This window comes from Parashewanella sp. 2304DJ23-3 (assembly GCF_056591695.1).
The window spans coordinates 114,742-138,611 of sequence record NZ_JBWQOH010000004.1; the positions used below are offsets into that span (position 1 = coordinate 114,742).

Annotated in this window: 16 protein-coding genes; 4 read left to right on the forward strand and 12 right to left on the reverse strand. The window is 40.2% G+C overall.

What is annotated here, in order from left to right; translation table 11 throughout:
• Nucleotides 1–42: 42 nt before the first annotated feature.
• Together AC1EU2_RS10410 and dinB are read right to left on the reverse strand one after the other, a co-directional pair.
• Nucleotides 43–2,046 carry a methyl-accepting chemotaxis protein gene (locus AC1EU2_RS10410; RefSeq protein ID WP_480298221.1) on the reverse strand — a complete coding sequence of 668 codons (2,004 nt, stop codon included), beginning with the start codon at nt 2,044–2,046 and terminating at the stop codon, nt 43–45.
• A gap of 183 nt (nt 2,047–2,229) precedes the next feature.
• Nucleotides 2,230–3,300, reverse strand: coding sequence for a DNA polymerase IV (dinB, locus tag AC1EU2_RS10415; protein WP_480298222.1), 1,071 nt, complete (start codon nt 3,298–3,300; stop codon nt 2,230–2,232).
• Nucleotides 3,301–3,458: 158 nt separating this feature from the next.
• Between dinB and AC1EU2_RS10420 the strand changes: the two genes are divergently transcribed.
• Nucleotides 3,459–4,277: an alpha/beta hydrolase gene (locus tag AC1EU2_RS10420; protein WP_480298223.1), complete on the forward strand. Its 819-nt coding sequence runs from the start codon at nt 3,459–3,461 to the stop codon at nt 4,275–4,277.
• Between the two features lie 73 nt (nt 4,278–4,350).
• On the opposite strand, the gene nqrM is transcribed toward AC1EU2_RS10420, so the two are convergent.
• The 9 genes from nqrM to AC1EU2_RS10465 all read right to left on the reverse strand — a co-directional run bounded on the left by nqrM (nt 4,351) and on the right by AC1EU2_RS10465 (nt 13,881).
• On the reverse strand, nt 4,351–4,575 hold the full coding sequence (gene nqrM, locus AC1EU2_RS10425; protein WP_129945417.1) for a (Na+)-NQR maturation NqrM: 225 nt from the start codon (nt 4,573–4,575) through the stop codon (nt 4,351–4,353).
• A 10-nt stretch (nt 4,576–4,585) separates the two neighbouring features.
• Nucleotides 4,586–5,608, reverse strand: coding sequence for an FAD:protein FMN transferase (locus AC1EU2_RS10430; protein ID WP_480298224.1), 1,023 nt, complete (start codon nt 5,606–5,608; stop codon nt 4,586–4,588).
• Between the two features lie 126 nt (nt 5,609–5,734).
• The gene (locus tag AC1EU2_RS10435; RefSeq protein WP_480298225.1) at nt 5,735–7,789 is read right to left on the reverse strand and encodes a D-arabinono-1,4-lactone oxidase; all 2,055 of its coding nucleotides are present in this window, start codon (nt 7,787–7,789) and stop codon (nt 5,735–5,737) included.
• A gap of 233 nt (nt 7,790–8,022) precedes the next feature.
• A complete protein-coding gene (gene nqrF / locus AC1EU2_RS10440; protein WP_129945420.1) occupies nt 8,023–9,249 on the reverse strand; it encodes an NADH:ubiquinone reductase (Na(+)-transporting) subunit F in 1,227 nt (408 codons plus the stop codon).
• Nucleotides 9,250–9,308: 59 nt separating this feature from the next.
• Entirely contained in the window at nt 9,309–9,917 is a 609-nt protein-coding gene (nqrE, locus tag AC1EU2_RS10445) for an NADH:ubiquinone reductase (Na(+)-transporting) subunit E (RefSeq protein ID WP_129945421.1), read from the reverse strand.
• Nucleotides 9,918–9,922: 5 nt separating this feature from the next.
• A complete protein-coding gene (locus AC1EU2_RS10450; protein WP_129945422.1) occupies nt 9,923–10,555 on the reverse strand; it encodes an NADH:ubiquinone reductase (Na(+)-transporting) subunit D in 633 nt (210 codons plus the stop codon).
• Nucleotides 10,555–11,355, reverse strand: a complete 801-nt coding sequence (locus tag AC1EU2_RS10455) for a Na(+)-translocating NADH-quinone reductase subunit C (protein WP_480298226.1) — start codon at nt 11,353–11,355, stop codon at nt 10,555–10,557. Before AC1EU2_RS10455 ends, AC1EU2_RS10450 begins: the two co-directional genes overlap by 1 nt.
• Nucleotides 11,348–12,547: an NADH:ubiquinone reductase (Na(+)-transporting) subunit B gene (locus tag AC1EU2_RS10460; RefSeq protein WP_480298227.1), complete on the reverse strand. Its 1,200-nt coding sequence runs from the start codon at nt 12,545–12,547 to the stop codon at nt 11,348–11,350. Before AC1EU2_RS10460 ends, AC1EU2_RS10455 begins: the two co-directional genes overlap by 8 nt.
• Nucleotides 12,547–13,881 (reverse strand): Na(+)-translocating NADH-quinone reductase subunit A, encoded by a 1,335-nt coding sequence (locus AC1EU2_RS10465; RefSeq protein ID WP_480298392.1) that lies wholly within the window; start codon nt 13,879–13,881, stop codon nt 12,547–12,549. The genes AC1EU2_RS10460 and AC1EU2_RS10465 overlap by 1 nt, the downstream gene beginning before the upstream one ends.
• A 415-nt stretch (nt 13,882–14,296) precedes the next feature.
• Here AC1EU2_RS10465 and rluA point away from each other — a divergent pair, with 415 nt between their 5' ends.
• The 3 genes from rluA to AC1EU2_RS10480 all read left to right on the forward strand — a co-directional run bounded on the left by rluA (nt 14,297) and on the right by AC1EU2_RS10480 (nt 23,294).
• Complete coding sequence (rluA, locus tag AC1EU2_RS10470) at nt 14,297–14,965, forward strand: bifunctional tRNA pseudouridine(32) synthase/23S rRNA pseudouridine(746) synthase RluA (protein WP_480298228.1); 669 nt, start codon at nt 14,297–14,299, stop codon at nt 14,963–14,965.
• A 329-nt stretch (nt 14,966–15,294) separates the two neighbouring features.
• Nucleotides 15,295–19,032: a S8 family serine peptidase gene (locus AC1EU2_RS10475; protein ID WP_480298229.1), complete on the forward strand. Its 3,738-nt coding sequence runs from the start codon at nt 15,295–15,297 to the stop codon at nt 19,030–19,032.
• Between the two features lie 302 nt (nt 19,033–19,334).
• Entirely contained in the window at nt 19,335–23,294 is a 3,960-nt protein-coding gene (locus AC1EU2_RS10480) for a rhombosortase-dependent M36 family metallopeptidase (RefSeq protein WP_480298230.1), read from the forward strand.
• A 65-nt stretch (nt 23,295–23,359) separates the two neighbouring features.
• Here the strand turns inward: AC1EU2_RS10480 and AC1EU2_RS10485 are convergent, their stop codons facing one another.
• Nucleotides 23,360–23,827, reverse strand: coding sequence for a hypothetical protein (locus AC1EU2_RS10485; RefSeq protein WP_480298231.1), 468 nt, complete (start codon nt 23,825–23,827; stop codon nt 23,360–23,362).
• Between the last annotated feature and the right edge of the window lie 43 nt (nt 23,828–23,870).

The window sequence follows — 23,870 nt, forward strand, 5'->3', positions numbered from 1 at the left end:
ATAATCGTAGCTCATGGAAAACCATGAGCTACGTTCTAACAACTACACTTTAAATTGGTTGATGTTATTTGATAATTGCATCGTTGTACTATCAAACTCTTTCACGGTTTTTGCCAATTGGCCGGTTGACGTTAACGAGTTGTCTGAAAGCGCTCTTACTGCTTCAATATTACTGGCAACTTCTTCTGCTGCAACCGCTTGCTGACTGATCGCCACAGTAATTTCAGTCGTTTGTTGTTGAATATCGTTAATCGCTTGCGTGATGTCTTTTAATGCTATTTCAACTTGCCCAGTCAATGCTTCACCTGACTTAGCTTGATCGACACTGGTTTCCATCACTTGCTCTGCTTGCAGTGCACTTTGCTGCAGTGTTTCGATAATTTGTTGGATGTTTGTTGTTGAATCCTGAGTCCTAGAAGCCAATGTTCTTACTTCATCGGCAACAACCGCAAAACCACGACCTTGTTCACCAGCGCGCGCCGCTTCAATAGCCGCATTCAAAGCTAAAAGATTGGTTTGTTCTGCAATACCTCTGATAACATTGAGGACTTCGCCAATCTTCTCGCTGCTACCACGTAACTCTCGTATCACGTCAGCTGCTTCAATCACTTGCTGAGACATAGTACGAATACCGTCTGTGGCCAAGGTAACGATTTTTACACCATCTTCAGCCTGAGTATGGGCATTATCTGCAAGCTCAATCGCATTTTGCGTATTTGAAGCCATTTCTTGGCTTGTTTGTGCCATTTCTGTGGCTGATGCTGCTACTGAGTCAATTTGTAGCTTTTGCTGTTTAACAATATCAACGGCAACTTCACATTCTTTATTGGCTTCGACGACACCATGACTGACGTTTGCCGTAAGCTGACCAGTTTGCTTTAACATAGACTGAACTTTTTCAGCGAACAAATTAAATGCTTTGCCGAGTCTGCCAAGTTGATCCTCTCTATCAAGTTCAATACGTTGAGATAAATCGCCATCACCCTGAGCAATATTTTCCATTGCATCAACCAGTTTCTTCAATTGTGTTCTGAACGGTAATAACATCATCCACACCATGGCAGCCACGAGTAAAATAATACCAACAGCTACCAATGAAGCATTCAACACCACTTTCTGTACAGGGGCATCGATAACGGTTTGAGGTAGCATGAAACCAAGATGCCAGCGCTGTTGTGGATAGTCACTCGAGACATCCATAAAAGACACGCGCTGCGGTACACCATCAAAAATGACCTCGGCAACACCTGAGTCATTGTTGATCATTGCGCTTTCTAGTGCTGAAAAGCCATTACTATCACTGAAGTGGGCATCCACTTTACTCAGCATTGAGCCAGGTGGAAAACTGTCATTAAAGCCTTTGAAAAAAACTAACTTCCCTTCATCCGTCATCAAGAAGGCTTGACCTTGCTGCTGATATTTAATGGGGGCTAGTAAGTGCTGACCAATGGTATCAACTAAGATATCCATGCCACCGATACCAATTAATTGTCCCTGCTGATTTCTAACAATAGTTTTAACCGTTGCTGAAATTGAACCGTCGTTAGCATCAACAGCAGGATCGCTCACATATAATCCATTTTTATCGATAGATTTTTGCCACCAAGGTCGTTTATTGGTGTAGTAATTAGGATCACCGTCATAACGGCCTAAAATATCGAAGTATTCGTATGTGTTCGCGGAACCGAAAAATACAGCCTTGATATCTTTATCGCTGTCAGTGAGATACGTGAAGTGCTTAATGATTCTGTTGTACTGGGCATCATCTGATAAATCTGAGCCTCGTGCATGATATTGACTAAACCAATTCAATACATCTGGCTGAGAAAATAAGGTGTGAATGATTTGGCCCTTAGCCTGAAAGTAGCCCTTTACCTCAGTAGCTTTGAGTTCAACTAAACTATGAATATCTGAATCTATCTGATTACGCGCTCGATCGCTTTCATGACTCACCAATATACTTGCTACGATTGCCAACATAATGGCAAGAGGGCTTACAATCATAATCACTAATTGCAAGCTGAGAGAACGCTTCAACACCCTCATTACGACTTCCTTTTTAATTTTATTATATTGGAATAGTTTATTTTTGATTGTGTAATACTAAAGTGCAACAAGCATTATTTTAAAAGAATTTTTATATTGTGATTAGACTATAACAATGAAACATTTCACTGCACAAATAGCGATTAGGTAGATAGGTATAAAATTAAACCACACAATAGTGCACTATGGTATTAGTTCTAATTGTGTAGGTTGTTCGCTTTGTTCAGAGGTAGCTTGAATGCGTAGTCCCACTGAAATACCAACAAGTCGAATTCCTCTTCTTTGGCCTCTAGCATGAGCTTCAACGAGCAACAGCTTAAATAACTTAGGTGAAATTTCATCACTTCGTTGTTCTACTGTGGTTTGTTGAAAGTCAGCAAACTTTAATTTAACCACTTGTTTTTGAATCTGACGCTCTTTAGCACTGCGTTGAACTCTTGCAGATAACTCTTTAATTAAGCCTACGAGTACGCCCTCACATTGCTCTAATTGAAATATGTCTTGAGCTAATGTTGTTTCCACTCCAACCGACTTTCGCTCACGAGAGGACACAATGGCTCGCTCATCTATGCCATAACTTCGTTCTATCAATATTTGCCCGAACTTACCAAGTTTTTGAATCAGTCTATTTTCATCAAATTGTTGAACATCTTCGCATGTTGATAAGCCCAGTTGAGCTAATTTTTCTTCTGTCACTTTACCCACACCTGGTATTTTTCGTAGAGACAACGTTTTAACAAACTCAGAGACTTGTTGAGGTGTGATGACAAATTGCCCATTAGGCTTGTTTAAGTCTGAGGCAACTTTAGCAAGAAATTTTACCGGTGCGATACCTGCTGATGCTGTTAACCCCGTCAATTCGAATATCTTGCTACGGATCTCTTCTGCAATTAGCGTCGCTGAACCATGACAATGCTGACTATCCGTCACATCAAGGTAGGCTTCATCTAAAGAAAGCGGCTCAATTAAATCGGTATATTGAGCAAAGACCTCTCTGATCTGCTGAGATACTTCCTTATAGACTTGCATACGTCCTGGCACTAAAACCAAATTAGGACAAAGTTTTAAAGCATGCTGAGTAGGCATAGCAGAACGGACACCAAATTCTCGTGCTGCGTAGTTGCAGGTTGAAATCACACCTCTACGCTCCCGGCTTCCCCCAACGGCAAGGGGTTTATCTCTATATTCTGGAAAGTCACGCATTTCTACAGCTGCAAAATAGCAGTCCATATCCACATGTATGATCTTTTTCATAAAGTACACCGACAACTGTATATATAAACAGTATATAAGTGTTGGACGTAATTTTATAGCTAAATTTTTCGTAATTTTGGTAAATTAAGTAATCCCTAAGCGCAGTAAAAGGGTAATTGAATAAGTAGGATTAAAATTCAAACGGATTGAGGCGCAACATGAAAAGACTACTGCTACTTTTGACTTTATTGATTAATTTAAATGCTACTGCGGCTGTAACAGATAAATCACCACTGGTGATCGGAGAATCCATTAAGTTGAAATCAAAAGCGCTTAATGAAACCCGTCAGTTCAATGTGTATCTTCCTGTCAGTTACTTCAAAACTCAATCAAAACGCTACCCTGTCATTTACCTTTTAGATGGTGGTTTGGATGAAGATCTTGTTCATATGAGTGGATTAACTCAATTTTTATCGTTCTCTTGGATAAACTCGATGCCGGAAGTGATTGTTGTTGGTATTCAGAATGTCGATCGGCGCCGTGATTTCACTTACCCAAGCTCAGATTTAACAGACCAAAAGGAGCTTCCAACATCCGGTAAGTCTCGTGTTTTTATTTCCCATTTAAACAATGAGGTGTTTCCGTTAATAGACGCTCACTATCGCACAACAAACAATAGAACTTTGGTGGGTCAATCTCTAGGAGGGTTGTTAGCCAGTACGATATTACATCAGCAACCCAACATGTTCACAAACTATCTGATTGTCAGCCCAAGCTTATGGTGGGATAAAGAGTCTTTATTATCTCAGCCTCTTGATTTAACCACCTTTAAAGGAAAAGTGTTTATAACGGTGGGAGAGGAAGGAGACATCATGAAACGGGTTGCAAAATCACTGTATGAAAAAACGCTTAAAGCAGGGTTAAAGCCAAATGCGGTAGATTTTCAGTTTTACCCAACATTAGATCATGGAGATGTTTTGCATCTGGGGGCTTATAAGGGACTTGGGTTTCTTTTTAATAAACCAGAAACTCGATGAGTAAACTCTGATAGGAAAAAACAAAAAGCGACATCAAATGATATCGCTGTTATTGAGGAGTGCAGAGTTATGGTTAAATAATTCTGTTTTTCTCTAACATCTCTTTACGAGCTGCTTCTTTTTCCATGCGACGTTTACGTCTGTCACAAGGATCATCGCAATCGCAGGCTTTTTCAATACCTAATGCACCTAGGCCACCACAACTGCCTTCTACAGCTTTTCTCTTTACGATATAGCCAATAGACATCAATAGGAAAAACGTTAATAACACCACAAAAGCGGCAATAAAGGTGCTCATAAGGACTCCACTACTCTTTTACGTATTTTTTGAAAGCATCACTGTAATGAACTTTGAATCCATCATCTTGCTTTTCGATGAGCATTATCGCTAAGTTTTGCTTTTTAGCAAGCGCTAACGAATCTTTAACGCCTAAAACCATCATCGCAGTAGCATAACCATCTGCAACCATACATTCTTTATTGAGTACGGTCACTGATGCTAAACGGTGTTGCACTGGCATCCCAGTTCTAGGGTCAATGATATGATTATAGCGCTTTCCGTTTTCTTCAAAATAATTTCTATAGTCACCAGAGGTTGCCATCGCCATATCTCCAGGTGTAATTACTTGCTGAACTTTACGTTCATCTGAAGTTGGTTTTTCAATCGCCACTTTCCAACCTGAACCATCTGTTTTTTTACCTTTAGCTCGTAACTCGCCACCAATCTCTACGAGGTAACCTGAGACATGGTACTTTTCTAATATTGCTGAGACCTTATCAACACCAAAGCCCTTAGCAATTGAAGATAAATCGGCGTATAAATCTTTACTGCCTTTTTCTAATCGCTCTCCATTGATGACGACACCATTAATATTTACACGCTTTTTCGCAGCATCGATTTGTTCAGCCTTTGGTGCTTCTAACTGCCCTTTACGTGGACCAAAACCCCAAAGGTTCACTAACGGCCCCACCGTGATATCTAAAGCACCATCAGAGATTTTATTAATCTTTTTTGCTTCTTTGATAACGGTTAATAAGTCAGGAGACACCTTGATGCCCTGACCTTCTTTTAGTCTGTTATAGGTCGATAATTCAGAATCAGGTCTATAGGTCGACATTTGGTCATTCACTTGCTCAAGTGTCAATTCGACTTCGGCATGTAAAGTATCAATATCAGGTGTTTTATCATTAGGCACATATTTAATATGATACGTGGTGCCCATAGTACTACCCTGTAAAGAAACCGTATCAACATGCTTACTACAGCCAGAGAGGGCAGTAGCTACTACTACAAAAAAAAATAAACTGTATGCAGACTTTAACTTAGTCATTGGCAGAACTCCTATTGTTCAAATGCCTTCCGAGTTACTGTCTATTTTAAACCATAATCATTAGTGCCGCATAACCTAAAGAAATTGATTTGACTTACCAAATATAAGATTTCGCAAAATGATTATTTAATTTCCGAAGATAATTTTATCGAAAGTAGGATTGCTAAATAACTGTTGAGCATCTTCAGAACTATAATTACCTTCTTGAGCAAGACGCTCTAATCCTTTCAAAAATAGTAGAGCCTGTTCAGCATAAACGTGTGCCATATAATCGACTCCAGTCATCCCATTAAATTTGAGTTCTCTCCACTGCTTATTCCAATGTGGCTTTATTAGAATCTGATTGTGGTGACTGTCTTTAACATCAAGCCATTGATTCAACACAACCTGCATAAAATCTACCCATTGTTGATTGGGCTCTTGCAGGTTTCCCAAAATATCAATAGAAAAACAAGCCTTATTTCCGTACAAAGGAGAAAGTACAGCTTCAGATCCTCCAGTAATTCGAGCTTCCATAGTGGTCTGTAACGCTTGCTTGCCTTTAGCCTGAGAGTAGATCTCCGTCATTGCCCGCCACCAAACATTCCAAGCAACTGACCAATCTAAGTCTCCATTATCCAGCTCAGGTATTGCTACATTCATCTCCATAAGGGTCACTGGAATATTATGGGTACCTCGTTGGAAATGCATAGCTTCAGTGATTGGGATACAAGCAGGCTGCTCTGGTTGGTAAAAAGCTTTATTGGTAAGCGCAGCAAATAATTTAGCAACTTCTTCTTGTGAAAGCAGTTTACTCAGAACTGGAGTGATCAGGTAGACAAAATAAGTGAGGATATTCTGTTCTAAATCATGTGCCTGAATGGGTGACGGAATACTATCTTCAAAACTACCGTTGTTATTCCACACATTTACTATTGCATCTTGCTGGTAAGGAAAATAGAAAAATTCCGCATAATATTGATTTTCACAAATCTCTTTGAAAGCATTCTTGACTTCAGTTAAATTGTCCATTGATGATCTCTGTGAAGCAAAGAAATCAGGCACATCATCCAGTTTATTTGGTGGAATTGCACTAAGCATTGGAATCCGTTTTGGCTGTAAAAAAGCATACGACAATTCGTCTAAACGCAGGACAAGTGAAATTGTAATACCAATCAAGCCAAAATTAGTAGCAATACGCTTGAGTGTTATCTTATCTTGAAGCCATTCTGATGGAATATCATATTGAGCTAACTTTAACTCATCAGGATCACAAACAGTTTGTAGTTCTCCATTTGCGTTAACAAACTCAATAGCAACAACTAAATCAGAAAGCGATTGACTATTTATTCCGGCACCGTGGCAACCAGAACTACAAACAGATCCTATGGCGTTTTCAACAAGCACGACGTTATATGGTAATGCCCATGTATCACCTTCGATATTCGTTTTTTTAGCCTGCCATTGTTTATAACTCCAAAGCCGCATGTGATTATTGTGCACCGCAGCTCCTACCTTACATAAATGATGACGTTTATTCTTTAGATAAGGCTCACCTATAAGTTTGATTTTTTGGAACTCGTTCTCAGGATTTATCGGCGGATGGAGACTTGGTTTGCCTAGTGCAAGTCGTTTACTTTGCATACAAACTAACATTTGTTTATCTTCAGAAAATACATCTGAAAATGAATGCCTGAACTGTGAAACTCTAACTCTCAAGTTGTCTTCCTTGGCTTTTTTGACAAGTTCTTTAAGAGTTTCTATTTGAGTAACGTAATGTGTTTCGCTGGGTGTATTACGAATTGTTTTTCCCCAGTTTTCAAATTGTTCGTTCTTAGTGTCAGTTCTTTCAAGCCACTTGAACTTGCGATCAGTAAAAGCCGATACTTGATTAAAGGTGCTTATGTCGACATCAGTAAATGAACTATCCTTCAGTACATTGAGTAGTGCATCAGGATGAGAAAATAGAACTTGCTCAAACAGCAGCAATTTATGTTCAGCGACCCAAAGTAAGCCATTACTGTTGATTAAATTAATGAGCTCATCAATTTTATCTTGAGCACTATCACTTTCTGTTACCTTTAAAAGAGATTTTGCTTGTAGAGAGTGTGATAAAAGTGCAGCTAATATACTTAATTTAGATGTCGCTGAGAGAAGTTTCCTTCTACTTATTGACTGGAGGTTCTTAGAGTTTTTAGACATGGTTTGCGCCTTATAAAGATAAACATCGCCTTCCATAGAAACAAAACACAAATATTTTACAGCAGAATTTTAAAACCCTTTCAAGAGTGAATAAAAATTAATCTAATAAATTTGTCAATCATACAACAAAGCAACTAATCATTAAGAGAGTAAAAAAACTCTTCCTAAGGTCACAAGTACAAAAAAGCCGCATATTGACTCAACATACGGCTTTTAAATCAGACTAATGGTGTTTAGCCACCGAAGTCATCCAGTAGGATGTTTTCGTCTTCTACACCTAAATCTTTAAGTAGGCCAATTACAGCTGCATTCATCATTGGAGGGCCACACATGTAGAACTCACAATCTTCTGGTGCTTCATGATCTTTTAAGTAGTTTTCATAAAGTACGTTATGAATGAAACCGGTATAACCGTCCCAGTTGTCCTCTGGTTGAGGATCTGAAAGCGCAACGTGCCAATCAAAGTTGTCGTTATCCGCTGCTAAGCCATCGAAATCTTCAACATAGAACATTTCACGCTTAGAACGTGCGCCGTACCAGAATGACATCTTACGATCTGAGTTAAGACGCTTAAGCTGGTCGAAGATATGAGAACGCATTGGCGCCATACCAGCACCACCACCAACAAATACCATCTCAGCATCGGTTTCTTTAGCAAAGAATTCACCAAATGGACCTGAAATCGTTACTTTGTCACCCGCTTTTAGGCTCCAAATGTACGATGACATTTTACCACATGGTAGGCTTAGATTACGTGGAGGCGGCGTAGCAATACGCACGTTCAACATAATGATGCCTTCTTCTTCTGGGTAGTTCGCCATTGAGTATGCACGAATGGTTTCTTCGTCTACTTTAGACTCTAACTTAAAGAAGCCAAAGTGTTCCCAGTCGCCACGGTATTCTGCTGGTACATCAAAATCAGCATATTTTACATGGTGAGCTGGCGCTTCAATTTGAATGTAACCACCTGCACGGAAAGGTACTGATTCACCATCAGGAATACCAAGCTTAAGCTCTTTAATGAATGTGGCTTTGTTATCGTTAGAGATAACGTCACATTCCCACTTCTTGATGCCGAAAATTTCTTCGTCAAGTTCGATTTCCATGTCAGTTTTTACATTTACCTGACATGATAAACGACAGCCTTGGCGAGCTTCACCTTTAGTAATGTGATCTAATTCAGTAGGCAGAATATCACCACCGCCTGATTTGATGTTCACACGACATTGACCACATGAGCCACCGCCACCACATGCACTTGAAACAAAGATACCGCTTTCGGCTAATGCACCTAGTAATTTTCCGCCAGCAGCGGTCTTAATTGCTTTGTCAGCATCACCGTTGATGCCGATGGTAATATCACCTGACGCAACCAGTTTAGATTTAGCGAATAAAATCACTAAAACTAATACCAGTACGATCACAGTGAACATACCTACACCTAAGAAAATAATATCCATCAACTTATCCTTAGAGGGTCCTAATTAAATTGCCCTAAAATACTCTGTCAATGGGCGTGTTACAGTGACACGCCTGAAAATGACATAAAACCTAAGGCCATAAGACCAGCGGTGATAAAGGTAATACCAAGACCGCGTAAGCCATCTGGTACATCAGCGTACTTCATCTTCTCACGGATACCCGCAAGTAACACGATAGCCAGTGCCCAACCGACACCAGAACCGATACCAAATACCACACTTTCACCTAAGTTATAATCACGCTCTACCATGAATGATACGGCGCCAAAAATCGCACAGTTCACTGTAATCAGTGGTAGGAAAATACCCAGTGCGTTATACAAAGGTGGGAAATACTTATCCAAAGCCATTTCCAAAATTTGAACCAACGCTGCAATTACACCAATGAAAGTGATGAATTTCAGGAAGCTCAAATCTGCATCAGGGAAACCAGCCCACGCTAGTGCACCTGGAGCTAATAAACCTTGATAAATAATTTGGTTCGCAGGTACTGAAATCGCCAATACCACGATAACTGCAACACCTAAGCCCATCGCCGTTGTTACTTTCTTAGAAACCGCTAGGAAAGTACACATACCAAGGAAGAAGGATAGTGCCATGTTTTCAATGAAAACAGAGCGAATAAACAAACTGATTAAATGTTCCATTACGCTTACCCTTTCGCTTCAACTTGGTCAGGCTTATAAGTACGGATGATCCAAATCAGAATACCGATTAAGAAAAACGCACTTGGTGGAAGAAGCAGTAGACCATTTGGTTGATACCAACCACCTTCAGAGATCTTCTTCATGATTTCGATACCGAACAAGCTGCCGTTACCAAATAACTCACGAACAAAACCTACGCCTAGAAGAATCGCACCATAACCTAAACCGTTACCGATACCATCCATGAAGCTCATCATTGGAGGTGTCTTCATCGCATACGCTTCAGCACGCCCCATTACAATACAGTTAGTAATGATCAAACCAACGAATACCGACAGCTGCTTTGCTACATCATAAGCAAACGCTTGCAGTACTTGGTCAACCACGATAACCAACGACGCAATGATAGTCATTTGTACGATAATACGTACACTGCTCGGAATTTGATTACGAATGATTGAGATAAACAGGTTAGAAAACGCCGTTACCGCAGTCAGTGCTAAGGTCATTACCAATGCTGTTTCCATTTTACTGGTTACAGCTAGAGCACTACATACACCCAATACTTGGAGCGCAATTGGGTTATTGCTGATAATCGGGCCAGTTAAGACCGATTTAAGTTCTTTAGCATCAGCCATTACTTTAACCCTCCTTTACGGGCTTTATCGATAAACTGAGCAAAACCTTCTTTACCAAGCCAGAATGTTAGCGAATGCTGAACACCATTACTGGTTAGCGTTGCGCCAGAAAGCGCATCAACACCATGAACTGTTTGAGCTTCAACAGGGTTTTTAGTTACTTTCATAACAAAGTTACCTTTGTCATCATATAACTTTTTACCTGTCCACTTAGCAATCCACTTCGGGTTTTGAACTTCACCACCTAGACCTGGTGTTTCACCAGAGCCTGAGAATTTGTAGTAAACCAAGCTTTCAACTGTGTTCATGTCTGGTTTCAGAGCTAAGAAAGCATACATGGTAGACCAAAGACCATAACCTTTAACCGGTAGAATGACCGTTTCTAGTTTACCTTGTTCACTACGAACTAAGTATACCACGGCATCATTTGCTACACGCTTAACAGAAGCGATATCGTGCTCAGGCTTAAATGAATTGCTTAGATCACGTGCCGCTTTGTCCATATCGAACTTATCAGCATCACCTTTTACAAAGTCACCTGTCTCAAGCTTCACCAAGCGAGCTTCAACTCGAGCACCGTAAAGTTTTTTTACTTCTTTCTTAGTTAAGCTGCTATTACCTGCATCATATAAACCTGCTGCAGCTAAAATATACTTTTGCTTATCGTAAGCCTTGTTGTCATCTTGTACTGGTTTAAGCATTACTGCCGCTGCAGACACTAAGATCGAACAAACCAAACACAGGCCAACAACGGTGAATAGCGTTCTTCCAAATGAATCTTTATTTGCTGCGTTAGCCACGAGCGATCCTCCGTTTGATATTCGACTGAACCACAAAGTGGTCGAACAATGGAGCAAACAGGTTAGAGAATAAAATCGCTAACATCATGCCCTCAGGGAATGCTGGGTTGATCACACGGATGAATACCACCATCGCACCGATTAATATACCGTAGCACCACTTACCTTTATTGGTGAATGAAGCTGAAACCGGATCCGTAGCCATGAACATCATACCGAATGCAAAACCACCCAATACTAAGTGCCAATACCACGGCATCGCAAACATTGGGTTTGTGCTGCTACCAATAAGATTGAGTAATGTTGATACAGCAATCATACCGACCATCAAGCCACCAACAATTCGCCATGAAGCAATCTTAGCGTAGATGATTACTAAACCACCGATAAGGATAGCTAACGTCGATACTTCACCCATTGAACCAGGAATGAAACCTAAGAACGCATCCCACCATCTTTGGTCAAACGCATAACTAAAGTGACCCGCTGCCGCTTGGCTTAATGCAGTAGCTCCAGAGAAACCATCAGCTACAACCCAAGACGTATCACCAGACATATTTAATGGGTAAGCGAAGAATAGGAACGCACGACCCGCAAGTGCAGGGTTAAGGAAGTTACGACCTGTACCACCGAATACTTCTTTTGCAACCACAACACCGAAGGTAATACCCAATGCAACCATATATAAAGGAATGGTTGGTGGCAGTGTTAGTGCAAAAAGAATCGATGTTACGAAGAAACCTTCGTTAATCTCGTGACCACGAACAGATGCGAACAGAACTTCCCAGAAACCACCCACGATAAATGCTGTTGCATAAACCGGAAGGAAGAAACAAGCACCGTACCACATCAAGGTTGCCCAGTGAGCGTCTTTGGTAAGTTGAGCACCAAACATACCGAATAGGTCAACCTGCCAAACATCAGGCGTACCAAAACCAGCAATTAACGCATCTTGTGCTTGCAGGCCAACGTTATACATCCCCATAAACATCGCAGGGAAAGCACATGCCCATACAGTGATCATGATGCGTTTCAAGTCGATATTATCACGAACGTGAGTACGACCTTTATTCACATGACCTGGTGTATAAAATACTGTGTATACCGCTTCAAATAGCGCATACCACTTTTCGTATTTACCGCCTTTTTCAAAGTTCGGTTCGATACGTTCGAAAAAACTCTTTAAGCCCATTAGCCTTCCCTCTCGATCGTATCTAAACAGTCGCGAAGATATGATCCATGATCATACTTGCCTGGACATACGAAAGTACATAACGCTAAATCTTCTTCATCCAGCTCTAACGCACCTAATGCTTGTGCGCCATCTACATCACCTGATAATAAGTCACGTAGTAGCATAGTAGGAAGAATATCTAACGGCATAACACGCTCATAAGCACCGATTGGTACCATTGAACGATCTGAACCACCTGTAGAGGTCGTTAGATTGAATAAACGTGATGGCGATAAGTGAGACAAAAACGCACGAGTTGCAGAGTACTTCTTAGCACCAGGCATTGCCCAACCAAGAAACTCTTTTTCAGTACCTTCTTCTAAAACACTTACTTGAGCGTGATAGCGACCTAAGAATGCGTGTGGACCTGTCGCGGTACGACCGTTCAACACAGAACCTGAGATAACGCGAACACTTCCTTCTTGAGTTTCTTTTGCCATCAACTCAGCCGTACTTGCACCTGCTACAGTACGAAGTAATCTTGGCTTAAGGGCTCTAGGGCCACCGACAGCAACAACTCGCTCAACGTTTAATTCGCCAGTAATAAATAGCTGACCAATAGTAATCACATCTTGGTAGCCAATATGCCAAACTGTGCGATTAGCTGAAGCAGGAAGCAAGTGATGGATATGAGTCCCTACTAAGCCTGCTGGGTGAACACCACCAAACTCTTCTACTTGAGCATTGGCTGAAGGGATGTCAGCACCTTGTGCTTTACACAAGAACACTTTCCCTTGAGTCAACTTCGCTAACACTTTTAAACCGTTAGCAAAATCATCTTTATGTTCGTTAATAATAACAACTGGGTCAGCCGCCAATGGCTGCGTATCAATTGCCGTCACGAAAATCCCTGCTGCATCTGAATCGACGGCTGGCACTTTACTGAACGGACGAGTACGCAATGAAGTCCACAGACCTGATTGAATCAGATTCTCACGAACTTTATCGGCTTCTAAGCTGTCGATCTGCTCTGCCTCATACTTTGCAAAAGACACTTGCTCATTGCCTTCCACATCAATAACGACAGATTGCAGGACACGCTTTGCGCCCCTGTTAATAGCGGTAACTGTACCACTAGCTAAAGCCGTATATACAACGCCAGGATTCTTTTTGTCTTCAAAAATCACCTGACCTTTTTGCACCTTGTCGCCGACACGAACTTTCATCGTCGGACGCAGGCCAATATACTCTTCACCTAGTGTAGCTACCTGTTTAATGGCTGGGCCATTATGGATAACTTGTTCTGGTCCACCAGCAATAGGTAGATCCAATCCTTTCTTAATTGTAATCATATCCACAAGCACTACGTTGAAGGAAATAAAATGCGTCCACGTCACAAAACCCTCAAAAATCAAATACATTCGAGTGTTGAGCTGACGCAGAAATATCGCAGATTTGCGATCGCAATCACGTTGGTCGCGCGCATTTTACCCCAATTAGCTGTGTATCGCCACGAAAAATATGGGTTAATTCTGTGGCAGAATTGTGAATTGTCAGCATCTGTTAAGCATTTAAACTGTTGATAACAATTTAAATGCTTTTGAAACTACATACATTTTTAACGGAAACATAAGAGGAATCTTCAATAAAGAGTTCTGTATAGCAAATTATCTCTCAACATCTAAGAAACTTAATCTTCACTTGCACTGGTAGCCAAGAGTCAGTATCTTTGCGCACTTCTGTTTTTGAGCTTAAAACTACCTTTATATGTCTGTACCTGACTTTGTTTATAACCCTCCAACTGTACCTTGGCTTGATATTCTCTATCAGGACAAAGATATTATTGTAGTAAACAAGCCATCAGGTCTACTGTCTGTTCCAGGCCGAGACCCTAAACATGCCGACAGTATTTGGTCACGAGTTAAAATGTTGCACCCTAATGCTCAAATTGTGCATCGTCTTGATATGGCGACATCTGGCATTATGGTTGTCGCTTTGAGAAAAAAAGCAGAAAGTGAGTTAAAGCGCCAATTCAGAGACAGAGAAACCCAAAAAATCTACTATGCTCGCGTTGTGGGTCATGTAAAGCAGCAAAGCGGAGAAGTAAACTTACCTCTTATTTGCGATTGGCCAAATCGCCCTAAGCAAAAAGTGGATCATCAAATAGGAAAACCATCGCTCACCTATTTTGATGTCATTAGCTATGACCCTCATTCTACATTGGTTAAATTAACCCCCATCACTGGTCGTTCTCACCAACTGCGCGTGCATATGATGGCTATTGGTCATCCAATTTTGGGTGATGGTTTTTATGCTGATACTGTAGGAAAAAGGTTAAGATCACGTTTAAACCTTCACGCACAATCTCTGTCAATTAAACAACCTTACAGTCAAGAAGAGCTTACTTTTTCGACACAGATTCCTTTTGCGGATTAAAATAAATATTGCGCAGTTACATTTCTTAACAATAAATGTATTCGCTCATTGCTCAACGTCAAAACCCTTCATCTAAAACTAAATAACTAATAATTAATAATTAATACTTAATTATTATTATTTAACTTAGTTATTTATGCTTTTTTTATAATCAATTGCGTTCTTGTATGAAAAAACGTTATTACAAGTGTTAACTTTTTGTGATAGAAATGCGTCTACGAAATATTTTTGAAACATACTTTATTTCTAAAATAACAAAACTATAACAAAAGACGTATATTTGATGTTTCCTATCACTATCGTCGTTCCAGTTGACAAGGAAAATAGTTGTGAAAACAAAATTAGCACTCGCAATATCAACAGCATTAATTGCTTCAACAGCAATAGCACAAACAGACATAAAGTTTAATACTACAGGCCAGTCACTAAATAACATTAAAGGTACACAGGCGACATTCAAACCAGAGAAAAAAACAGTTTCTGCCTGGATGGTACAACTTAACACACCTTCAATTTCGGAATTCAAAAAAGGCTCTAAGGTAAGTGCGGTAAGCGCTCTTTCAGATGTAGATAGTTCACAACGTGTATTAATTTCAAAACTTCAAACATTGAATTCAGAAGTAAAGGTTTTAGATCAAACTAAAATCTTGGCTAACTCAATCATCGTTGATGCTAATAGCTCAGCGCTTGATCAAATTTCCAAGCTATCTGAAGTAAAAGCAGTCCTGCCACTTTATGATTATGAATTAAACGTAGATGCTTCTGCTGAATATATTAATGCAAAAGAATTAGTAACTAACGGTATTGCTTCTGGTAAAGGTCAACGAGTCGCGGTATTAGATACAGGTGTTGATTATACGCATGCAGCAATCGGCGGTTCAGGTAACGTAGAAGATTATGAAGCAGCTGTAGCGGCAGCAGATCAACCAGTGAATTGGCCTCAAGGCAAAGTAATTGGTGGTTATGATTTCATTAACGATGACCCAAACCCAATTGATGCTGGTACAAATCACGGTACCCATGTAAGTCACTCAGTTTTAGGTATCGCTCCTGATGTTGAACTATACGTTTACAGTGTTTGTGGTGGCGGTTGCCCAGGTTTAGCTCAATTCAAAGCTCTAGAAGCTGCAATGGATCCAAACGGCGATGGTGATATTTCTGACCGAGTAGACACAGTAAATATGTCACTTGGTGGAAATTTTGGTGATGTTGATGGTGGAGCAGTTCAAGTTCTAATTGATCAAATGGTTGAATTAGGTGTTAACCTAGTTATCTCAGCGGGTAATGATGGCCCTACTCCATTTATTGTTGGTGGACCAAGTACATCAAATAATGCTCTTTCTGTTGGCGCAATGACTCACCCTGAAGGTAGAAATGCTGTTGTCACCTCAATGGTAGGTGGTGAAGAAGTAACAGCTTATGCCTCAAGCTTCAATCCTGAACTTGATTTCTCATTTAATAATGAAACTGCGCCGCTGGTTTATCCTGAAGCCAATCAAGATGGTTGTCTTGAGTTTGCTGAAGATGTGGATTTTTCAGGTAAGGCAGTAATCATTGATCGAGGCGGCTGTGCATTTACAGATAAAGTACTTAATGCTCAGGCACGTGGTGCATCATTCGTAATTATCGCGAATAATAGTGAGGGTGAATTTTTCGGTCCAGGTGGTTTTGCCGAAGGCATCACTATACCTTCAGTGGGTGTTAATCAAGACTTAGGTAACATTTTAAAAGCTCAAATCGAAGGTGGAGCAGGTCAAAGCTTCTCGTTTGTTTCTAAGTCTTTTGATGACTCAGGTGCTATCGCAACATTTACATCACGTGGTCCATCTATTGCAGGGACTCTGAAGCCTGAAATTACAGCACCTGGTACAGCCATTTTAACGGCACATCCTGGACTAGGCGACGGTCTAACACCTATCGACGGCACTTCGTTCTCAGCCCCTATTACTGCAGGTGCATTGAGTATCATTCGTGAAGCGCATGAAGAACGCGATGCATTTGAGATAAAAGCGATCGCAATGAACACTGCAAACCTAGCTGTTTATGCTGAGCCAGTCGGGCTAAATAGACAAGCAGAGCTTGCTCCTATCAGTTATGTCGGTGCTGGTTTAGTTGATGTTAAAAAGGCAGTAAATACACCTGTCGCAGCTTGGGATAAAGACACTAAGCAAGCGGCTTTAGCTTATGGATTAGTGAGCGTTAAAGAAGAAACGTCTGTAACTAAAACTATAATGGTTAAAAACTATTCAGACAGTGACCAAACATATACTCTAAATCCACGTCCTCGCTTCGCTGATGATGCTGATACAGGTGCATTGACATTTACTTTACCTGATAGTGTCACTATTCCGGCTGGCGAATCAATTGAAGTTGAAGTTACTGCCCATATTGACCCAAGCAAACTACCATCTTGGAACCTTCATTCAGCGATGATTGGTGATTTAACAAGTGGTCAAAACGGTCTTTCAGAGGGCGATGCTATTAATGCAGCATCAGCGGAGTTAACTCGTATCGAATTTGATGGTTCTATCGAGTTCCTAAATGGCAATACCAAAGCCATTCATGTGGTTTATCACATGCTACCAAAACCAACTGATAATGCAGAAGTAAGTTTTGTAAGTTCGCAAACTGGTAATTTATTCTTTATTACCAACAATGGCGGTACTGCTATTGATGCACCTTTCTCTGCATCACTGTTAGCAACAGACCCTATAGAAAATGATCGTCGTCATGATTTAACTGCAGGTTCAACAGAATTTATAGCTAATAGTTTCTGTGAAAGTGGATTTGCAATGAGCAACACAATTCAAGTTCGCGATCCTATCCTATACACACGTCCAGCAAGCTACTACGCTGATTTTGATATAGATAGTGATGGAGAATGGGACTTCGTTTCGCAAACAGGTCAAGAAGAATGGTTCACACCTGATGGCTCAGATTTATCTGGACTTCTGTCTTTCCACTACCCTTATGGCGGTGGTCCAGGTTGGACTGCACCTGCAATCCATAATGCTGGTAATAACTTCGTAACGACATTAACTTGTTCAGAAAACGTAGGTATTACGAAAGATATGTTCGATGAAGAGACAAGTATTAAGGTCAGATATCGAGTTGAAAATAGCACTTATCACCCAACAATATCTGATACTGCAGATTTTGCTGAAGCAGACTTAGTGATTGCACCTTCAACGAGCCAAGTAAGAATGGTGAGTGTAAGTGGAACTGACGGTGCAAACATAAGCTCTGCATCAACATCAGACGTGGGTGAAGAAATTACAGTACTTCAACCTGGTGAAAGTGCACTTCTAGAAGTTGTTCGCGATCCTAATACTCAAGGTGTTTTAGTCTTAACCGACACTGGTAACCTTGACGTTGAAGTAAATTATGACACGGTCTACACCAACATCATGATTAAAGAAGCAAGTTTCTCAGTTGATAAAGGCACTGATGCAGGTTCTGTTTTGGGTCAGTTAGAAGTTTATAGTGGCGACATTCAAAATGTTCCAGTAAGTGGCTTCAGTATTACAGAGAACAGTTCAGAACTTATTACTGTTAATGCTCAGGGACAGTTAATTGCTACTCAAGCTATTGATCAAGCAACTGCCGATGTAATGTTAAAAGTTAAAGCTATTGATGTGAACGGTGAAGTTTCTGACAATGAAACGACTATCACTGTAGCTGTAAACAATACAGCACCAGTGATATCTTTGGAGAGTATTTCAGTTCAAGAAAACTCTGAAGTGACTGTTGCTGCAACTGTAGAAGATGCGGAAGAAGATAAGTTAACTTTAACTTGGGCACAAACTGGTGGTGAAACTGTCGATTTCACAGAGAGTGAAGATCAGCTTAGTGTATCGTTTACTGCTCCAGCAGGCTCAGGTGAATTTACCTTTAGCTTAACAGCAAGTGATGGCCGTGAAGAAGTAACTGAATCTTCAACCGTAACAGTCACTGTTACACCAGCTCCAGAGCCAACGCCAGAACCTAAGAAGAAAAAATCTAGTGGTTCTTTAGGTTGGTTAGCACTTATTCTTGCTCCAGTCGCATTTATACGTCGTCGTAAGTAGAAGTAGTCAGTAAGCTCTACAAAAAAGCCTCACGACCATGTGAGGCTTTTTTATTTCTCATTAACCAAAGTACATTTCACAAGCCAAGGCTTAGCATTCAAATTTAATTTTTTTATTCAAAAAAAACCATTACAACTTTCAGCCTAAGTAATTAGCTTTAGCTTTTTTTTAAAATAAAAACACCTTACTACTAAATAATTGTTTATTTCCGCACCATATATGTTAAGTTTTTGTTGCCATAAATTTAATAATTTATATAAATGGCCATTTAAGGGAAAATAATTAAGTTTTAGGGAATCACAATGAAAACAAAACTCGCCATAGCAATAGCGTCATCGCTACTTACTGCTCCACTTTACGCTGGTGAATCAGCGAATATTTTAAAGCCAGTGACACAGCAAGCTAGCTTTAAAGGTATTGCAAGTTCACCTCAAACATTAAGTGGCATGAACCACCAGTATGATTCAACAACAAAAGAAATTACGTTCAAATGGGCTAGCGTTAATCAAGCTAGTCCTAACCTGACTCCAGTTACCTTGGATAAAAGAACGGAATTTGCTTCTGATTTTTACTTAAATCAGCTTGTCGGTGAATCTGTTAACAAGCCGAATTCTACACTGTACCTTGCTCATGTCCATGCACCAAAACATGGTTCAAAAATAGTTAAATACAAGCAGCAAGTCGGTGGGATCGAAGTGTTTAATAAAGAATTCAACATTCTTATGGACCAAGATCACAACTTAGTTGCTTCATCTGGAACAATAGTAAATAAAAATGCTTATTCAAAAGCGGCTGAAGCTAAGCATGTTGGTGATGTATTTGAACAACCTGAAACTGCCATTTTATCTGCAATAAAAAAACACGGCATTGATAGTCAATCAATAAGCTTTGAAAAAGTTAACGCTGATAGTGATACTTATCATAGCTTTAGAGTTACCCAGTCAGACACTAAGCATTTTTTAGTCGGAACCCCAAGAGCAAAGCCAGTATATTTTGAAGTAAATGGTAATCTTGAGCCGTCTTACTATATCGAGCTTCAATCGAGTGAAATAGATTCTGTTGACTCCAAATACATGAGCTATGTAATTGGTAAGAATGGAAAAGTACTATTCGAGAACAATTTAGTTAGCCATGCTGGTGAATATAACTATAGAGCTTATATTTCTGAAAATGGTACTCCTTGGGACAGCCCTCACGGAAACGTTATTCCAGCGGCTGCAGACAGTAAGTCAACAGATTATATTTCTGCTTCTTATCTTGAAGCCCCAATGGTTGCTCTTAAAAATGCAGGAATCTCAACGGACGACCCTTGGCTCGCAGAAGATGCAGAAGAAACAAATGGTAACAATGTTCATGCGTATGCTGACTTAGTAGCACCTGACGGTTTTACTACTGGGGACTTAAAAGCTGAAGTTAATGGTGATGCAACATTTGATTATCCGTACAACCCTGAAAGTGCCGAATATTCTGTTGAAAACCGTAAAGCCGCAATCGTTAACTTATTCTTAGTTAACAACTTCTTGCATGACGATTATTATGCTCATGGTTTTGATGAAGCTTCTGGAAACGCACAATTATCAAACTATGATAGAGGTGGTGTCGAAGGTGATCCTCTACGCGTTGAAGTTCAAGATAATTCAGGTTTTAACAATGCAAACATGTCAACTCCAGCTGACGGTGCATCACCTAGAATGCAAATGTACTTATGGGATAAGCCAACTCTTAACGGTACAGATTACGGTACGTCAATCGTAAATGGAGAAACCTCTACGTTTCTTGAGTCCACTGTATTATCTGCTTTAGGGCCTGTCCATTATGATGAGGTCAAAGGTAAAATTGTTCGATTAATGGATACTGTCGTCGATGAAAATACAAATAAAGACGGTTGTGATGTCGTAACAAATGCTGAAGCCCTTGAAGGAAATATTGCTCTTATCGATCGTGGAGCATGTTCTTTTATTGATAAAATCTTAAATGCTCAAAACGCAGGTGCAATAGGTGTAATTGTTGCAAATAACGCTGATGGTAGTGCAATTAGAATGGGAGGAGATGATCCTAAATTAGAAATTCAAATCCCAAATGTCATGATCTCAAAAGCAGAAGGTATGGAGCTTGATCAAGCTATTTCTGCAGGCGACGTAACAATTTCAATGTTCAGTAATAAAACGCCTCGCGGGTTTAAAGCAAGTTCATGGGATAACGGTATTGTTGCACATGAGTGGGGACATTATATAAGCAATCGTCTTGTTGGTAATGGTTCAGGTCTAGTCAATAACCAAGGTCGCTCAATGGGCGAAGGTTGGGGTGACTTCCATGCATTATTGTTACTTGCAGAAGAAGACGATGCGATGATGGCAGGTAATGATAAGTACCAAACTGCATACAGCGCTACTTCGTATGTCGCAAACTTCCAAACAGGTATTCGTCGCCTTCCATATTCAACAGATACTGAAGTTAACAACTTTACGTTCGCAGAAATATCTAATAATGCACAAGTTCATGCTTCGGGAACCGTTTGGGCTACTATGCTTTGGGATGCTTATGTTGGTCTGATTAATGATGAACGCCATACATTCGCTGAAGCACAAAGCCTAATGAAAACCTATATCGTATCAGGGTATAAAATGACCCCGATAGCTCCAACGTTTACAGAAGCTCGTGATGCAATTTTAGCAGCCGCTTATGCTAATGATCCTGAAGATTACACTGTAATTTTAAAAGCATTTGCAGCAAGAGGTTTAGGTCTGGGTGCAGTTTCACCTGAACGCTTCTCCAATGATCACGCAGGAGCTGTTGAGTCATATGAAACTGAAATAGCTGCATTTAATGTGAAATCACATGATCTAAATGCAAACTATGAAGGGTTAACGGTTGGTTACTGCTCAAACGATAGCATTATGGATAAAGGTGAAACTGGTACAGTTAGTTTTACTATCAAGAATACTGGTAACCTAGATATTGAAAATATCCAAGCTAAAGTAAAAGTCACTAGTGATCACGGTGTAACATTCGCAAACGCTGGTACAGTTACATTCAGCACTTTAAGTGGCGCTTTCTCTGAGCTTACAAGTGATCCTGTTGAGTTCTCGCTAGACGAATCTGGTGTGGGTGAAGTTCTAGAGCTTGAACTGAGCTTTATGGATGAAGAAGGAAGTGAAGTAGTGCTTCCAACTGACTATTCATTTAGTACTCTTGTGAACATGGACTTCGAAGAGCAAGCACCTGTTGACGGCGATGTTCACTCAAACATGGAAGATTGGTCTCTGTTTGTAGACTGGCAACAGCACGTAATGTATGGCGGTGAACAGGCATTAACGACTCAGCAGTATGACAACGGTCCAAATATTGATTTCTTCGAAACCTTCGGTGTTGATCTTGGTGATCAAGTCATGGTTCTAGATAATAATGCGTTCCAATCAGACGTAGCTGTTGAAACCAGAGAGTTTACTGTTGGTTTCGAGGGGGACTTTAAAGTTGATTTTTGGCACTTCTATGCGCTCGAGCAAGATTGGGATGGCGGTGTTGTTGAAATCAGTGTTAACGGTTCTGACTGGGTAGACGTAACAGAAGTCGGTGGTAATTTTGATGTTGGTTATGACGGACCAGTAACAACTCAAGATGTACAAGCACTTTCAGAAAGACCCGTTTTCCATGGCAGAAATAATACAAGTGGTACTGTGGGGAATAATGAAAGCATTAATTTTGGCACAGGCTTAAATGGCAGTACTGTTAAGCTCAGATTCCGTATCGCTTCTGATGCAGTGTTCAGTGACTTGGGTTGGTGGATTGACAATGTAAGTCTCACAAACGTAATGACACCTGCTTTCAGTAATATGATTGCTGGTGATGCTATGGCTTGTGATAATCGTTTACCGAATGTAACGATTGCTGCAAGTAGTACTGATGTAACTGAGGGTGAAGTTGTGACTCTCACTGCAACAGCAGTGGATGCAAATGCTGGCGATGAACTATCGTACTCGTGGAATCAAACTGTTGGAAATGCAGCTACACTTTCATCTACTGACAATGCAGAAGTCAGCTTTACCGCTCCAGAAGTAGACAGTAGCGTTCAACAACTTACATTTGAGCTCACTGTAAATGACGGAACAGGTGATGTTGTTCAAACTGTAGAAGTAAAAGTTAGAGACATTCCAGAAGCAGCACCAGAACAAGAAACCAAGAAGAAAAAGTCTAGTGGTTCTCTTGGTTGGTTAGCACTTGTGCTTACTCCGTTTGCAGTATTAAGACGCCGTAAAAAATAAGTCAAGCCTTTGTAATATGAGCTAATAAAAGCCGGTAATTTTACCGGCTTTTTTTTAACTCTTTATCACATTGTTACTTCTGGTTTTTCTATGGGTTCATATATAAGGGATATTTCAATCAAAGAAATTAACGGACTCTTTTCTAACTTTTTATATTCAGTGTATAAATCTTGACCTTTAACATAATTTAATCGCCAGGTATTCTTTGTGGTTTGCTCAATTTGCTGACCAAACATTTTTAACTCTTCAAGACTTGCGTCAGAAACAAATACAATATCGCCTTTCACTCTGCAATACTCTTTGGTCGAAAGGTCGAATAATCTTACTCCTTGTATTAATTTCTGTGATTCAGAAGTAAAGATTGAACGGTTCATACGGAAAGTAAAGCCGCTCTTATCTGGGGCTGACTTCTTTAAAGAGGCCAATGAATGCTCACTCTTTTTAAATTGAGCTTTGGGCTTCATTGCAGTTTCAGAGTTACATCCAAGTAACATCGCAAGCGATAAACTCAATATGCGTAAATTTAACTTCATATCAATCCTTAACGTTCAAAAAATGTAAATAAAACTTATGATG

Excerpts from the sequence above, each read along its gene's own strand:
- AC1EU2_RS10480 (WP_480298230.1), top strand. The coding sequence starts at position 19,335 with ATGAAAACAAAACTCGCCATAGCAATAGCGTCATCGCTACTTACTGCT.
- AC1EU2_RS10450 (WP_129945422.1), bottom strand. The coding sequence starts at position 10,555 with ATGGCTGATGCTAAAGAACTTAAATCGGTCTTAACTGGCCCGATTATC.
- nqrM (WP_129945417.1), bottom strand. The coding sequence starts at position 4,575 with ATGAGCACCTTTATTGCCGCTTTTGTGGTGTTATTAACGTTTTTCCTA.
- nqrE (WP_129945421.1), bottom strand. The coding sequence starts at position 9,917 with ATGGAACATTTAATCAGTTTGTTTATTCGCTCTGTTTTCATTGAAAAC.
- AC1EU2_RS10430 (WP_480298224.1), bottom strand. The coding sequence starts at position 5,608 with ATGACTAAGTTAAAGTCTGCATACAGTTTATTTTTTTTTGTAGTAGTA.
- AC1EU2_RS10485 (WP_480298231.1), bottom strand. The coding sequence starts at position 23,827 with ATGAAGTTAAATTTACGCATATTGAGTTTATCGCTTGCGATGTTACTT.
- nqrF (WP_129945420.1), bottom strand. The coding sequence starts at position 9,249 with ATGGATATTATTTTCTTAGGTGTAGGTATGTTCACTGTGATCGTACTG.
- AC1EU2_RS10465 (WP_480298392.1), bottom strand. The coding sequence starts at position 13,881 with ATGATTACAATTAAGAAAGGATTGGATCTACCTATTGCTGGTGGACCA.
- AC1EU2_RS10435 (WP_480298225.1), bottom strand. The coding sequence starts at position 7,789 with ATGTCTAAAAACTCTAAGAACCTCCAGTCAATAAGTAGAAGGAAACTT.
- rluA (WP_480298228.1), top strand. The coding sequence starts at position 14,297 with ATGTCTGTACCTGACTTTGTTTATAACCCTCCAACTGTACCTTGGCTT.
- AC1EU2_RS10410 (WP_480298221.1), bottom strand. The coding sequence starts at position 2,046 with ATGAGGGTGTTGAAGCGTTCTCTCAGCTTGCAATTAGTGATTATGATT.
- AC1EU2_RS10420 (WP_480298223.1), top strand. The coding sequence starts at position 3,459 with ATGAAAAGACTACTGCTACTTTTGACTTTATTGATTAATTTAAATGCT.
- dinB (WP_480298222.1), bottom strand. The coding sequence starts at position 3,300 with ATGAAAAAGATCATACATGTGGATATGGACTGCTATTTTGCAGCTGTA.
- AC1EU2_RS10460 (WP_480298227.1), bottom strand. The coding sequence starts at position 12,547 with ATGGGCTTAAAGAGTTTTTTCGAACGTATCGAACCGAACTTTGAAAAA.